12 protein-coding genes are annotated in these 13,052 nt (G+C 65.0%); 8 read left to right on the top strand and 4 right to left on the bottom strand.

Going from position 1 to position 13,052, the window contains the following annotated elements:
- Positions 1-22 precede the first annotated feature (22 nt).
- Positions 23-676: an oxygen-insensitive NAD(P)H nitroreductase gene (gene nfsB, locus LOY26_RS17040; protein ID WP_095063613.1), complete on the bottom strand. Its 654-nt coding sequence runs from the start codon at positions 674-676 to the stop codon at positions 23-25.
- Between the two features lie 104 nt (positions 677-780).
- On the opposite strand from nfsB, the gene LOY26_RS17045 reads away from it, so the two are divergent.
- Genes LOY26_RS17045 through LOY26_RS17055 form a run of 3 tightly spaced genes read left to right on the top strand, consistent with a single transcriptional unit; the run spans position 781 to position 3,217 of the window.
- Complete coding sequence (locus tag LOY26_RS17045; protein WP_033698913.1) at positions 781-1,704, top strand: LysR family transcriptional regulator; 924 nt, start codon at positions 781-783, stop codon at positions 1,702-1,704.
- A 47-nt stretch (positions 1,705-1,751) separates the two neighbouring features.
- The gene (locus LOY26_RS17050) at positions 1,752-2,582 is read left to right on the top strand and encodes an AraC family transcriptional regulator (protein WP_186654863.1); all 831 of its coding nucleotides are present in this window, start codon (positions 1,752-1,754) and stop codon (positions 2,580-2,582) included.
- A gap of 50 nt (positions 2,583-2,632) precedes the next feature.
- A complete protein-coding gene (locus LOY26_RS17055; protein ID WP_186663154.1) occupies positions 2,633-3,217 on the top strand; it encodes a LysE family translocator in 585 nt (194 codons plus the stop codon).
- Between the two features lie 62 nt (positions 3,218-3,279).
- Here LOY26_RS17055 and LOY26_RS17060 read toward each other — a convergent pair whose 3' ends face one another.
- On the bottom strand, positions 3,280-4,479 hold the full coding sequence (locus LOY26_RS17060) for a sugar transporter (RefSeq protein ID WP_186663155.1): 1,200 nt from the start codon (positions 4,477-4,479) through the stop codon (positions 3,280-3,282).
- A gap of 201 nt (positions 4,480-4,680) precedes the next feature.
- Between LOY26_RS17060 and LOY26_RS17065 the strand changes: the two genes are divergently transcribed.
- Positions 4,681-5,997 carry a hypothetical protein gene (locus LOY26_RS17065; RefSeq protein WP_186654865.1) on the top strand — a complete coding sequence of 439 codons (1,317 nt, stop codon included), beginning with the start codon at positions 4,681-4,683 and terminating at the stop codon, positions 5,995-5,997.
- Positions 5,998-6,058: 61 nt separating this feature from the next.
- Here LOY26_RS17065 and calA read toward each other — a convergent pair whose 3' ends face one another.
- On the bottom strand, positions 6,059-7,111 hold the full coding sequence (gene calA / locus LOY26_RS17070) for a vanillin reductase (RefSeq protein ID WP_186655255.1): 1,053 nt from the start codon (positions 7,109-7,111) through the stop codon (positions 6,059-6,061).
- Between the two features lie 180 nt (positions 7,112-7,291).
- Between calA and LOY26_RS17075 the strand changes: the two genes are divergently transcribed.
- The 4 genes from LOY26_RS17075 (at position 7,292) to LOY26_RS17090 (ending at position 12,404) form a co-directional block, all read left to right on the top strand.
- On the top strand, positions 7,292-8,197 hold the full coding sequence (locus tag LOY26_RS17075; RefSeq protein WP_186654868.1) for an AraC family transcriptional regulator: 906 nt from the start codon (positions 7,292-7,294) through the stop codon (positions 8,195-8,197).
- A gap of 205 nt (positions 8,198-8,402) precedes the next feature.
- Entirely contained in the window at positions 8,403-8,909 is a 507-nt protein-coding gene (locus tag LOY26_RS17080; RefSeq protein WP_186654870.1) for a sigma-70 family RNA polymerase sigma factor, read from the top strand.
- A complete protein-coding gene (locus LOY26_RS17085) occupies positions 8,906-9,883 on the top strand; it encodes a FecR domain-containing protein (protein ID WP_258713913.1) in 978 nt (325 codons plus the stop codon). The genes LOY26_RS17080 and LOY26_RS17085 overlap by 4 nt, the downstream gene beginning before the upstream one ends.
- Positions 9,884-9,974: 91 nt before the next feature.
- Positions 9,975-12,404, top strand: coding sequence for a TonB-dependent receptor (locus LOY26_RS17090; protein WP_258713914.1), 2,430 nt, complete (start codon positions 9,975-9,977; stop codon positions 12,402-12,404).
- Between the two features lie 24 nt (positions 12,405-12,428).
- On the opposite strand, the gene thpR is transcribed toward LOY26_RS17090, so the two are convergent.
- Positions 12,429-12,974: an RNA 2',3'-cyclic phosphodiesterase gene (gene thpR, locus LOY26_RS17095; protein WP_186654877.1), complete on the bottom strand. Its 546-nt coding sequence runs from the start codon at positions 12,972-12,974 to the stop codon at positions 12,429-12,431.
- Between the last annotated feature and the right edge of the window lie 78 nt (positions 12,975-13,052).

Consider the following 13,052-nt stretch of genomic DNA (forward strand, 5'->3'; position numbering starts at 1 on the left):
CGGCGGGCGGCCCCTGGCGCTATCAGAGGAAGGTGAATACCTTCGCAGCCGGCAACCGCGACTTGTTCAGCCCCGCATTGAAATCACCCTCGCTACGGTAGCCCAGGCTCAAGATCACCACACTGGTAAAGCCCTGCTCACGCAAGCCCAGTTCGGCATCCAGTACCTTGCTGTCGAAGCCTTCGATGGGCGTGGCATCCAGGCCATGCGCCGCCGCACCGAGCAGCGCGGTGCCAAGGGCCAGGTAGGTCTGCTTTTCCATCCAGTGCTGCACGTCTTTCTGGTCGAAACGGTGCAGGTCGACGTAATGGCGACGGCTCTGGTTCTGCGCGGCGCGGGCCTGCTCGTCACGAAAACGACCATCGGCGGCTTCCTGGTCTAGCAGCGCCTGCAGATGAGCCTCGGGCATTTCGGTACGGGCGCAGAACACGATTACATGGGACGCATCGAGGATCTTCGGCGAGTTGTAGGCGAAACGGTCCTGGGTGCTCTTGGCCAACCGTGCCTTGCCTTCGGCGCTGTCGGCGACGACGAAGTGCCAAGGCTGGGAGTTGACCGAGGACGGGCTGTGGCGCAGTTGCTCGAGCAACGCGTCGATCGTGGCCTGAGGAATGCGGCGCGAGGCGTCGTAAGCCTTGGTGGTGTAGCGGCGCTTGGCCAGGGAAACGGTATCCATGCAACAACTCCTGCGGTGAAAATGGGATGTGTCGCGCATGTTATCTTTCCTGTAAAAAAGAAAAACCGGCACAATGCAGCAACACTTTCATCCCAGGAGTGAAAATGCTACGCATCGCCGACCTCGAACTGTTCGTGCGCAGCAGCGTGCTGGGCAGCTTCACCGCCGCCGCCCACGAGGCCGAACTGCTGCCGGGCCAGGTGGCCGCCGCCATCAAGCGCCTGGAGCGTGAGCTGGACGTACGCCTGTTCGCGCGCACTACCCGTAGCCTGCGCCTGACCGCCGAGGGCGAGCTGTACCTGCCAACGGCGCAGAACGTATTGGAAAGCCTGCGCCAAGGCCGCGAGGACCTGCACGGCAACGCCAGTACCTTGCGCGGGACCCTGCAGGTTTCGGCACCTTCGGACATGGGCCGCAACATGCTGCTGCCTTGGCTGAGCGCATTCCGTCGCGAGCACCCGGCGCTGCACCTGCGCTTCTTTCTGTCCGACCAGATGGCCGACCTCAATCGCGACCCGGTGGACATCGCCATCCGCTATGGCCTCAACCAGGACGCCAACTACATCGCCCTGCCCCTGGCCAACTGGAACCGTCGGGTGCTGGTTGCCTCCCCGGACTACCTGGCGCGCCACGGCCGCCCGCAGACACCGGAGGCCCTGCAGCAACATGCCTGCCTGTTGTACCTGCAACAGAACCGCGTCTATGACAAATGGCGGGTGGGCAACCGCACCGTGCAGGTACGGGGGCCGCTGGTCAGCGACGACGCCGACGTGATTCGCCGACTGGCCCTGCTAGGTGAAGGTATCGTCTATAAATCGTGGCTGGATGTGAGCGCCGACATCGAGGCGGGCGAGCTGGAGATCCTCTTGCCGGAGTACCTGGGCGAGCCGACGCCGGTCACCTTGGTCTGCCCACACCGCAAGCAACTGACCCCGGCAGTGACGCAGTTGCACCTGTGGCTGCGCGAGCGCTTCGAAGCTCTGCGGCCCCGGCTGCTGAACAAGGGCTGCACAATCGTTCCAGACTGATACGGGTACGTGCGTTAAGGTAGCCATTTCCCCCACGGGCTGCACCCATGAGCAACTGGATCGTCCTCAAGCAAGACGCCGACACCGGCATCGAGTCGGTCCGCGCGCATTTCACCGGGCATGCCTACGACCCCCACTGGCATGACAGTTTTCTGGTCGGTATCACCGAGCAAGGCGTGCAGCAGTTCAACTGCCGGCGGGTGCGCCATCGCAGCACGCCGGGGCAGGTGTTTCTGCTGGAGCCCGGCGACCTCCACGACGGCCTCGCGCCGACCGAAGAAGGCTTTACCTACTCGACGCTGTACCTGGAGCCTGCATGGCTCGAAGACCAGTTACGAACGCTGTTCGAGCATGCACCCAGCGCCAGCTTGCCCAGCTTTGCCGATACCCTGTGCCACGACGCGCGCCTGGCACGGGCCACCGCACTGGCCTTTCACACCGTGCACAACCAGGATTTTCGCATCGTTCGCCAGACGGCCATGGACGACCTGCTTGCCTGCCTGACCCGCCACCTGCACTGGCGCAAACGCCTCAACCCAGACCCTCGCCTGCCGCTGACCGCTCAGCGCGCACGTGACTACCTGCATGCTCACCTGGACCGTGACATCGGCCTGGAAGACCTGGCCCAGGCCTGTGGCGTCGACCGTTTTCGCCTGACCCGCGCCTTCAAGGCCGCGTTCGGCCTGGCACCGCACGCCTACCTGATACAGTTGCGCCTGGCCCGCGCCCGGCGCCTGCTCGCCCAAGGCCAGACGCCCGCTGAAGTGGCCATGGCGCTGGGCTTTGCCGACCAGAGCCACCTGGGCCGCTGGTTCCGCCGGGCCTATCGGTTGACCCCGGCCGACTACCGCAGGCGCTGCTCAAACCTTCCAGACTGACGGCGGCCTGACGGCGAACATGGTGCTTCGACCCCTCGGAGCTTTGTGTCATGTCGCAGTCGTTGTTGCCCTTCATTCTCTTCGCCCTGGTTGCCAGTATCAGCCCGGGGCCGACCAACTTGTTGATTCTGGCGCACGGTGCACGGCAGGGCCTGCGCGCAAGCGTGGCACCGATCCTGGCCGGTTGTGGCGCCGCCGCAGCGGTGGTGCTGCTGGTCGGGCTTGGGCTGGGCGAGCTGTTACTGCGTCACCCCCTGGCCCAGCAACTGATGAGCTGGGCTGGCGTACTCTGGTTGAGCTGGCTGGCCTGGCGCATTCTGCGCAGCGCCGGGCAGCCCTTGGACCTCAGCGCAGACAAGCACTTTGATGCGTTCAGCGCAGCTTCGCTGCAAGTGGTCAACCCGAAAGTGTGGATGATGGCAGTGGCGGTGATCGGGGTATTTGCCGCGCCGGCGCTGCCGGTGTGGCAGTTGGCGCTGGTGTTTCTGCTGATCGCCCTGCCGTGCATGACGGCCTGGGCGCTGCTGGGGGTGGGCAGTGCACGCTGGTTGCAGGCCCCTGCGCGGTTGCTGTGGTTCAACCGAGGGTTGGCGGGGATGTTGCTGGTGTCGGCCTGGGCGGCGCTGCTTGGTTGAATTTGATGGTGGCTGCGCCGGCCGCTTCTCGGGCAAACCCACGAAGCGGCCGGCACGGTCAATCAGATGCCTAAGGCTTCGCGAAAGCGCCGAGTGCTGGCGAAGGCCAGGGCCAACCCCACCACCGCCACACAGCCTCCGACCAGGCCAATATAGGCCACATCCATCTGGCTGCTGACGATACTGCCCAGCAGTGCCCCACCGCCGATCCCGATGTTGTAGATACCCGAGAACAAGGCCATGGCCACGTCGGTGGCATCGGACGCCAGCTTCAAGGTCTTGGACTGCAACGACAGGCTGAAACTCAGGATCGCCACACCCCAGAACATGCTCAACGCACAAAACACGTAGAAGTTGCCCGACAGCGGCAACAGCAACAATAGGCAAGCCGCCAGCAGGCCGATCGAACCCACCAGAAAGCCTTGGGGGAAACGTTCACTGTAACGGCTGAACAGCACCGAACCGAACACCCCGGCGCCACCGAACAACAGCAGCAGCAACGTAGTGCGCTCGCCACTGATCTGCGCCACGTTCAGGGCGAAGGGTTCGATGTAGCTGTAGGCGGTGAACTGTGCGGTGATCACCAGCGTCACCAGCAGGTAGGTGACGACCAGGGCCGGGCGCTTGAACAGGATCGGCAGGCTGCGTAGCGAACCGGAGTTCTGGCTTGGCAGCAGCGGCAACGACTTCATCAGGCAAAGCATGGTGGCCAATGCCACCCCGGCAATGCTGAGGAACGTTACCCGCCAGCCCAAGGCTTCCCCTACCACGCGGCCCAGTGGAATACCCAACACCATCGCCAGGGTGGTGCCGGTGGCCAGCAGGCCGAGTGCCTTGGCCTGCTGGCCAGGCGGCGCCACGCGCACCGCCAGCGACGCAGTGATGGCCCAGAACACGGCATGGGCCAGGGCGATGCCGATGCGGCTCACCAGCAGCATGGCAAAGCTCTGCGACAGCCACGACAACAGGTGGCTGACGATGAACACCAGAAACACGAACAACAGCAGGCGCCGTCGCTCGATGTTGCGGGTCAGCAGCATCATCGGCAGCGACGCCAGGGCGACCACCCAGGCATAGATGGTCAGCATCAGGCCGACCTGAGCGGTGCTCATGTCGAAGCTGCGGCCAATGTCGCTGAGCAGCGCCACCGGGACGAATTCGGTGGTGTTGAAGATGAAGGCCGCCAAGGCCAGGGCAATGACGCTCAGCCAGCTGCCGCCACCGGTGGTCGGCGGCAGGACGGTGGGTATGGGTCCGTTCATGGGTGGAATTCTATGCTCCGCAGGCATGGCGAAAAGACGCGCGTCAGGGGCCAAGTATCGGCCGCGCTGAGGCACGGGTTTGTTATTGGAAGGAATGCCGGCATGGTACGCGTCAATACCAGGCCTCACAACCCGCGCACATTGCGCGTAACATGCGCGCTTTGTGTGAACTGCAAGCGGAACAAGGAGCCCGATCCGCCCATGGACAAGCAACAACCCCAGCAGCAGTGGCAGCAGGCGGTCACCGCCTACGCCCAGGCCATCAACCGCTACGTCGCGCAAGGCTGCGAGCAGGGCTGGGATGACCTCGAAGAACCCCAGCACGCTGCCACCGAGCACTTGCTCGACGCCTGGCAGGCCGCCCTGCAAGCGATCAACCAGCCGGGGGTAGACGAACAGCAACGCCAGGCCTTCCGCACGGCCTGGCCGCCTGCACACCTGCCGCTGGTGCCATTGCTCGACACGCATGGGCAAGGTATCAGCAATGTCTTGCTGCTGGACGACGGCAGCCTGCTCGCACGCATTGGCATGCCCTATGAAAAGGGCCAGGTAGTACGCATCGATCAGCAGGGCGTGACGCCGGTCATCGGTATCGAGCATTTCGGCCGTTGCCCGCAGCGCCGCTACTTTGCCCTGGCCAACGCCGAGGGCGTGCGCGTGACCGATGGCTGGGGCGGCCCGCAGGTCGCCCGGCTCCCTTGGCCTAGCGGGTTGGAGGGGCTGCCAGCCGGTTACCCCTTCGACCCCTTCGACCTGCCGCCGACCCCCACCACGCTGGTGCCCTTCGCGCAAGGCCAACGGGTACTGCTGGTGAGCGCCGAGGGCATCTTCCTGCTGGCGGCCGAAGGCGCCACCCGGTTGCTGCCGCGCCAATCGCAAATACTCGAAGAGCTGGCCGAAGGCACCGACCCGGACGATATCGCCTTGGGCCTGGCCATGGAGCATGGTGCGGTGTCGCCGGATGGGCGCCTGATCGTGGTCGGCGAACAGAGCAGCCGCCATCTGGTGTTGGACGATCAGTTGGCGCTGGTGGCGCAGGTAGGCCCAGGTGGTGAGTACCCGCATTTCGCCCTGTTCAACCGCCGCGGCGACCAGTTGATCGTCAATGCCTGCCACTTCTACAACGGCGGCACGCTCGGGGTACGCGTGGCCGACCTGCCGGGGCTGGATACCGACTACTACAGTGAAGACCCACGCACACCGCTGCTGCAGGATGGGGCGCGGGTTTACGCTGGGGTCGCAGGCGATGGCGAGTATATCGTCGGTGACGCCTACGGCTACTTGCGGGCCTTTGGCGAGGATGGCGCGGAACACTGGCAGCACTACCTGGGTTCGACCATCAGTGCCATGGACATCAGCGCGGACGGGCGCACGCTGGTTGCGGCGAGCCATGCCGGCTTCATTTCGGTGATTGCCCTGGGCAGCGGGCGGCCTGAATGGCAGATCGGCACCGGGGCGCATGGCGAAGTGCGGCGGTGGTTGTTCTGGAAGGGGTGGGACAAGGCGCTGGCCTGGTAAATCTGCACTGGCCCTTTCGCGGGCAACGCCGCGAAAGGGCCAGTGCAGGCCAACCCGTGGATCAACCCTGAAGCGTGGCCATGTCGATCACGAAGCGATACTTCACATCGCCGGCAATCATCCGCTCGTAAGCCTGGTTGATATTGCGGATATCGAGCATTTCGATGTCGCAACGGATGTCGTGCTCGGCACAGAAATCCAGCACTTCCTGGGTCTCGGCGATACCGCCGATCAACGACCCGGCCAGTACCCGGCGCTTGAGCACCAGGTTGGCCGCGTGCACCGCCGGGTCGATCGGTTCGATCAGGCCGACCAGGATGTGCACGCCATCGAACTTGAGGGTTTCCAGGTACGGGTTGAGGTCGTGCTGCACCGGGATGGTGTCGAGCAGGAAGTCAAAATGGCCGGCCGCAGCACGCATCTGCTCGTCATCGGTGGACACGATCACATGGTCGGCACCCTGGCGGCGGGCTTCTTCGGCCTTGGCCTGGGAGCGGGTGAACAAGGTCACTTCCGCGCCCAGGGCCTTGGCCAGCTTGATGCCCATGTGGCCGAGGCCGCCCATGCCCAGGATGCCGACCTTGTGGCCCGGCCCTACTCCGTGGTGCTTGAGCGGCGAATAGGTGGTGATGCCGGCGCACAGGATAGGCGCGGCGCTGGGCAGGTCCATGCCGGCGGGGATACGCACCACAAAGTGCTCGCTGACCACGATGCTGCTGGAGTAGCCGCCCATGGTGTTGCTGCCATCGACCCGGTCCGGCGTGGCATAGGTCATGGTCGGGCCTTCCAGGCAGTATTGCTCCAGGTCCTTGGCGCATGCCTCGCAGTGGCGGCACGAGTCGACCATGCAGCCGACGCCTACCAGGTCGCCGACCTTGTGTGCAGACACCTTGTCGCCCACGGCGGTGACGCGGCCGATGATCTCGTGGCCCGGCATCAGTGGGTACACGGCGATGCCCCACTCGTTGCGTGCCTGGTGGATGTCGGAGTGGCACACGCCGCAATACAAGATGTCGATAGCGACGTCGTCCGGGCGCGGGCTGCGGCGTTCGAAGGTCATGGGGGCCAGTGGGCTGGTCGGGGTTTGGGCGGCATAACCGATGGCGGTGTACATGCGGGACCTCGCAGAGAAGTGAAACGATTCAGGCGGCGCATTCTGCGCGTCATGCCCCACCTCGCCCACCGCAGATTCTCCGGCATCCATGCCCGATTCTCCGGAGTTGCCTGCCAGCATCTGACGCTAGACCGTCAATCTGCGATGATGCAACTGTCTGATTCTCTGCCCAGGTTAACCATGCAGCTCACTCGTCACGTCGACGCCAATGCCCCCCTTTGCGCGCTGATCCGCCGCCTCGCCACGCGTCCGGGCTTCGTCCCCACCCACCTGCCCCAGGTTCAGGTGCTGAGCTGGGACCACTATGTGGCCAGCAGCCCGCAGATCTACGAGCCGAGCCTGATGATCCTGGCCCAGGGCAGCAAACTCGCGCGCCTGGGGCCACGCACCCTGGAGTACGGCGCCGGCCACTACCTGGTCCAGGCGCTGTCGGTGCCGTTCATGTGTGAAACCTTTGCCACCGGTGATGCGCCTCTGCTGGGCGTGGCGGTGGACATTGACCGTGGCGTGCTCGGTGAACTGGTGCAAAGCATGGACCTGGCCCCGGATGCCGCCGTACAGGCGCAGACCCCGCAGTCGATGACGTCGGCGGCCCTGGATGCGCCCATGCGCGACAGTGTCGAGCGCCTGCTGCAGTGCCTGCAGGACCCGCTGGATGCCAAGGTGCTCGGCCCGGCGCGGGTGCGCGAAGTGCTGTATACCGCGCTGCGCGGCCCGCAGGCCGGGGTGCTGCGGGCACTGGTCGAGCAGCAGGGGCATTTCGCCCGCATCGGCGCCGCCCTCGCCCACCTGCGCGAACACTACACCGAGCCACTGAGTGTCGAGGCACTGGCTGCGCGTGCCAACATGAGCGTGTCGACCTTCCACGAACACTTCAAGCGCTGCACCGACATGGCGCCGATGCAGTACCTCAAGCGCCTGCGGCTGCTCAAGGCGCAGCAGATGTTGATTGGTGAGGGCCTTGGCGTGGCGCAGGCGGCGCACCGGGTGGGGTACCAGAGCACCTCGCAGTTCAGCCGCGAGTACAAGCGCCAGTTTGACCGCAGCCCTGGGGATGAGACGGCTTATCAGAGCTTGCCGGTTTAGTTGCGGGGGGAATGTGTGGGGTGTTCAGGTGCCTGGCTGGGGATTTGTGGGGGAGCGGATATCGAGCGCCGCGCGGGCGGCGCTCGATATCCGCCCCACCGCCAAACCCAGCCGTACACCCCGAAGACCCACGCCCCCATTGCTACCCACCAGACTCCCCAGCTACCATTGAGAACGATTCACACTCACAACTGGATGCCAGGCGTTGGACAGCACCTCGACCCGCAAGCTGGGCTTCTTCTTCAGCGACCATCACCGCTGGCTGCTCCAACACATCTTCAAACGCCTGCGCAATCGCGCCGACGCCGAAGACACTGCGGCCGAAGCGTTCTGCCAGATGCTCGGCGCACGTGTCGACCCGGACAGCATCCAGCAGCCGCGCGCCTACCTCTCGACCATCGCCCGGCGGCTGATCTTCGACCGGCATCGCCGCCGCCAACTCGAAGTGGCCTACCTCGAACGCTTGGCACTGCTGCCCGAGCCAGTCGCCCCTTCGGCCGAAGAGCAACTGCTGCTGATCGAGGCACTGGTGGCCATCGATAAGGTGCTGGACGGTTTGCCCGCCGTGGTCAAGGCCACCTTCCTGTTCAGCCAGCTCGACGGCATGAGCTATGTCGACATCGCCGCCCGGCTGCAGATCAGTGAACGCACCGTCAGCCGCTACATGAAGCAGGCCCTGCGCCAGTGCTACCTGTGCGAGGTGCAAGCATGAGCGCAGCCGGCCTGGACCCGATAAGCGAGCAGGCCATCGACTGGATGGTCGCGCTGAAAGCCGGCACGCCAGACGAGGCATTGCTGCAACGCCTGGCCCACTGGTTGCGCCAGGACCCCGCGCACCAACGGGCCTGGGACCGCTTGCAACAGCGCGTCGGCAGCCCGTTTGCCGCGTTGCGCGCGCTGGACCGGCGCGCCCCCGGGCATGCCGCCGATGCGCGCCAGGTCTTGCTCGCCCCCACCCACTCCCGGCGCGAAGTGCTGGGGGCCCTGGCTGGCCTGAGCGTCGCTGCTGCCGCAGCCTGGGGCGGCTGGCGCAGCGACGGGGCGCAAAACTGGTTGGCCGACCTGCACACCGCCAGTGGCGAACGGCGCAGCTTCACCTTGGCCGATGGCAGCCGCCTGAGCCTCAACAGTGGCAGTGCCGTCGACCTGGACTTCGATGCCAACCAACGGCTGCTGATACTGCGCCGCGGAGACCTGTTGATCCAGGTCGCGGCAGACCCGCGACGGCCGCTGCGGGTGCGCACGGCGCAAGGGCAGGTGCAGGCGCTGGGCACCCGTTTCCTGGTGAGCCAGGAAGCCAACGCCACCCGCGTTGTGGTGTTCGAGCACAGCGTGCGCGCCAGCCTGCCCGATGGCCGCTGGCAAGACCTGCAACAGGGGCAGGCAGCACTGCTGCGCAGCGATGGCATCCAGCGTCTGGATGGCGAGCAACAACAACGTGCAGCCTGGCTGCAGGGCCGCCTGGAAGTGCTCGACGAACCGCTGCATGCCGTGGTCGATGCGCTGCGGCCGTACCAACGGGGCTATATCCGGGTAGCGCCAGCGGTACGAGACATACGCGTGCAAGGTGTATTCCCGCTGAACCAGCCACAGCAGGCGCTGGCGGCCCTGGCCGAGGCCCTGCCGATCAGCGTCGAGCGCTATGGCCCGTGGCTGATGATGATCGGCCCCGAGCACAATAAATGAAAATATTTGTGAAAATCATTCGCAGACGTGTCCGGTTTTCGTTTCTCGTCCCACCTATCTCCTGACAAGCCACTTCATTCGGGAGAATTCTGTGCTCAACCTCTGGCCCCGCGCCCTGCCCCTCGTCGTCGCCCTGACCAGCCTCAACGCCCATGCCCAGGTGCAGACCCTGGCGTTCGACCTGCCGCCCGCCAGCCTGGCTACCACCCTTAACCGGATCGCGAGCCAGAGCGGCTACATCATCGCCCTCGAACCGCAACGGGTGCGTGGCAAGCAAGCGCCCGCGGTGGTCGGCCAGATGAGCGCCGAGCAAGCCATGCAAGCCGCCCTTGCCGGTAGCGGCCTGCAATTGCGGCTCACCAGCAGCGGGCACTTCAGCGTCGCCCCGGCCACCCCTGAGACCGACGTGCTGGAGCTTGGCAGTACCAGCATCACCGACAACTACCTGGATGCCACCAGCGAAGGCAGTGGTTCGTACGCAGCCCGTGCGGTGACCCTTGGCAAAGGCACCCACAGCCTCAAGGAAATCCCCCAGTCGGTAACGGTGATCACCCGTAAACAGCTGGACGACCAAGGCATCACCGACCTGCAGGATGCACTCAACCACACCACCGGGATCGTCGGCGCACAGGGCATCGGCCCTGGCGTGGTGGTGACTTCGCGCGGCTTCCAGATCGACGACTGGCAGTACGACGGCGTGCCGATTCCACGCAACACCTACTCGCTGGGCAACTGGGCAACCCAGGACTTGGTGTTCTTCGACCGCGTGGAGGTGCTGCGCGGCGCCTCGGGCCTGTTGCAAGGTACCGGCAGCCCCGGCGGCGCGATCAATCTCGTGCGCAAGCGTGGCCAGGCCACCCCGACGGTCACTGTCACCGGCAAGGCCGGCTCCTGGGACCACTATGGCCTGCAACTGGACGCAGGCGGCCCATTGACCGCCGATGGGCGTGTGCGCGGTCGGTTTGTCGCCGACGAGGACCAGAGCGACAGTTTCATCGACTACCAGTGGAGCAAATCGCACTCGCTGTATGGCGCACTGGACATCGACCTGAACGACGCCACCACCGTGGGTGCCGGCATCAGCTACAACCGCCAGCAGTCGCGGCCGATGCTGCGTGGCATCCCTCGCTATGCCACCGGTGAACCGGTTGACCTGCCACGCTCGACCTTCACCGGCGCCCGCTGGAACCGGGCGCAGACTGACGTCACCACCTACTACCTGGACCTTGAGCACCGCTTCGACGACGATTGGACCTTCAAGGCTGCAGCCCTGCGTATGGGCGAAACCAACACGTCCACCCATCAACGGACGCAAACGGTGCTGGAAGGCCTGGAGCCTGACGGCAGTGGCCTCGAATATGCCGACTGGATCACAGACTTCCACTCAACCAAACTGGGCCTGGACATGAACCTGGTGGGGCACTTCGACACCGGCCCCCTGGCCCACGAGGTGACCCTCGGTGGCAACTACTCCAAGCTGACCACCGATGATGGTTACTGGCGCACCTTTGGTGGCAATGACAACATTTTCGACATCGACCATGATCGCCCCGAGCCCAGCCGCGACAGCTTGCTTGCAACCCCCTTCGGGCGTTCCGAACGCAGCGCCTATGATATTCGCCAAAAAGGCTTGTACGGTGCCTGGCGGGTCAAGCCGACTGACCGTTTGACGCTGATTCTGGGGGCGCGTGTCAGTTGGTTCGACTACAGCTATGCCACTACCACTTACCGCGGCCTCAACCCAGGCCAGGTCAACCCCACCAGCCACATGACCGAAACAGGGGAAGTGACACCGTATGCAGGATTTGTCTACGACCTGACCCGCGAATGGGCCTGGTACGCCAGCTACACCGATGTCTTCGTCCCGCAGACCGAGCGCGCCCTCGGCAATGCCCCTCTCAAGCCGGTGATCGGCAGCAACTACGAAACGGGCCTGAAGGGCGAGTTGCTGGACGGCCGCGTCAACGCCTCGCTGGCGCTGTTCCGCTACGACCAGGAAAACCGCGCGGTTACCGACGTGGCCTCGGGCTTTGCCTGTGATGGCGGGTACTGCTCCACCGCAGCGGGCAAGGTGCGCAGCCAGGGCATCGAGGCCGAGATCAGCGGCGAGGTGCTCAGCGGCCTGCAACTGTTCGCAGGTTATACCTACAACACCACCAAGTTCCTCGACGACCCAGATAACGAAGGCCGCGTATTCAGCCAGTGGACCCCCAAGCACATGCTGCGCGCCTGGGCCGACTACACCCTGCCGCTGGACGGCCAGCGCTGGAGCACCGGCCTGGGCTTCACCAGCCAAAGCCACACCTTGGGCTACGAGCGCACCTACACCGTGCCCGGCTACACCGTATGGAGCGCGCGCCTGGCCTACCAGCTGACGCCGGAAGTGAACCTGGCAGTGAACGCCAACAACCTGTTCGACAAGAAGTACTGGGTCGCCGGCTTCAACCAGCTCAATGGCAGCAACAACTACGGCGAACCGCGCAACTTCATGCTGACGGTCAAGTACACCCCTGAGTTTTAAGCAGCAGAACGTTCCGAGCAGGCGTCAGTCGGCCATCGGCCATTGCGCAAGCGGCCAGTAAACGCCCTTGCGCGACTCGTACAGGGTGAAATGCCGCGCGGCCAGGAAGAACTCCGGGGCGCTGGCGGCCTCTGGCGGCTGGCCGCGATAGTCCCTGGACAAGGTCAGGTGCGGGCGGTACTCGCGGCTCGCCGCCTCCAGGCCCAAGGGCAGCAGCGCCTGCTGCAAGCCATAGACCAGCTGCAACAAGGCCGGCGGCGTTTGTTGCGGCTCAAGCACCAGGGCGCCGGCGCGCGGCCACACCTGCAAGCGGTCAAGCAACAGGCGCGGCGGCGCAGCCGGGCGCTTGAGCACGTCGACCGCAGCGCAGATCGCCGGCACCAGGGCAGTGTCCACATCCCCCAAAAACAGCAGCGTCACATGGAAGTTGTCGGCCGGTACCGGCTTGCCGCTGCGCAGGTTCAAGCCGCGCCGCCACTGGGCCAGGGCACGGCGCTGGACATCGCTGACCGGCAAGGCGAAAAACAGCCGTTTGAAGGGGGCGCCACTGGCGCGAGCGTCCTGAACCATTTGATCTCCTTGGCGTGAATCGTTTGCGCAAGCGCTAGGCCATTACACCTAAGTCGCGCGGTAGTCACGTAACAATAA

The sequence above is a fragment of the Pseudomonas sp. B21-047 genome (assembly GCF_024748775.1).
GTDB lineage: Bacteria > Pseudomonadota > Gammaproteobacteria > Pseudomonadales > Pseudomonadaceae > Aquipseudomonas > Aquipseudomonas capeferrum.

What these genes read in the sequence shown, in the direction of transcription:
- nfsB (WP_095063613.1), bottom strand. Translation starts at nt 676, where the DNA reads ATGGATACCGTTTCCCTGGCCAAGCGCCGCTACACCACCAAGGCTTAC.
- LOY26_RS17045 (WP_033698913.1), top strand. Translation starts at nt 781, where the DNA reads ATGCTACGCATCGCCGACCTCGAACTGTTCGTGCGCAGCAGCGTGCTG.
- LOY26_RS17050 (WP_186654863.1), top strand. Translation starts at nt 1,752, where the DNA reads ATGAGCAACTGGATCGTCCTCAAGCAAGACGCCGACACCGGCATCGAG.
- LOY26_RS17055 (WP_186663154.1), top strand. Translation starts at nt 2,633, where the DNA reads ATGTCGCAGTCGTTGTTGCCCTTCATTCTCTTCGCCCTGGTTGCCAGT.
- LOY26_RS17060 (WP_186663155.1), bottom strand. Translation starts at nt 4,479, where the DNA reads ATGAACGGACCCATACCCACCGTCCTGCCGCCGACCACCGGTGGCGGC.
- LOY26_RS17065 (WP_186654865.1), top strand. Translation starts at nt 4,681, where the DNA reads ATGGACAAGCAACAACCCCAGCAGCAGTGGCAGCAGGCGGTCACCGCC.
- calA (WP_186655255.1), bottom strand. Translation starts at nt 7,111, where the DNA reads ATGTACACCGCCATCGGTTATGCCGCCCAAACCCCGACCAGCCCACTG.
- LOY26_RS17075 (WP_186654868.1), top strand. Translation starts at nt 7,292, where the DNA reads ATGCAGCTCACTCGTCACGTCGACGCCAATGCCCCCCTTTGCGCGCTG.
- LOY26_RS17085 (WP_258713913.1), top strand. Translation starts at nt 8,906, where the DNA reads ATGAGCGCAGCCGGCCTGGACCCGATAAGCGAGCAGGCCATCGACTGG.
- thpR (WP_186654877.1), bottom strand. Translation starts at nt 12,974, where the DNA reads ATGGTTCAGGACGCTCGCGCCAGTGGCGCCCCCTTCAAACGGCTGTTT.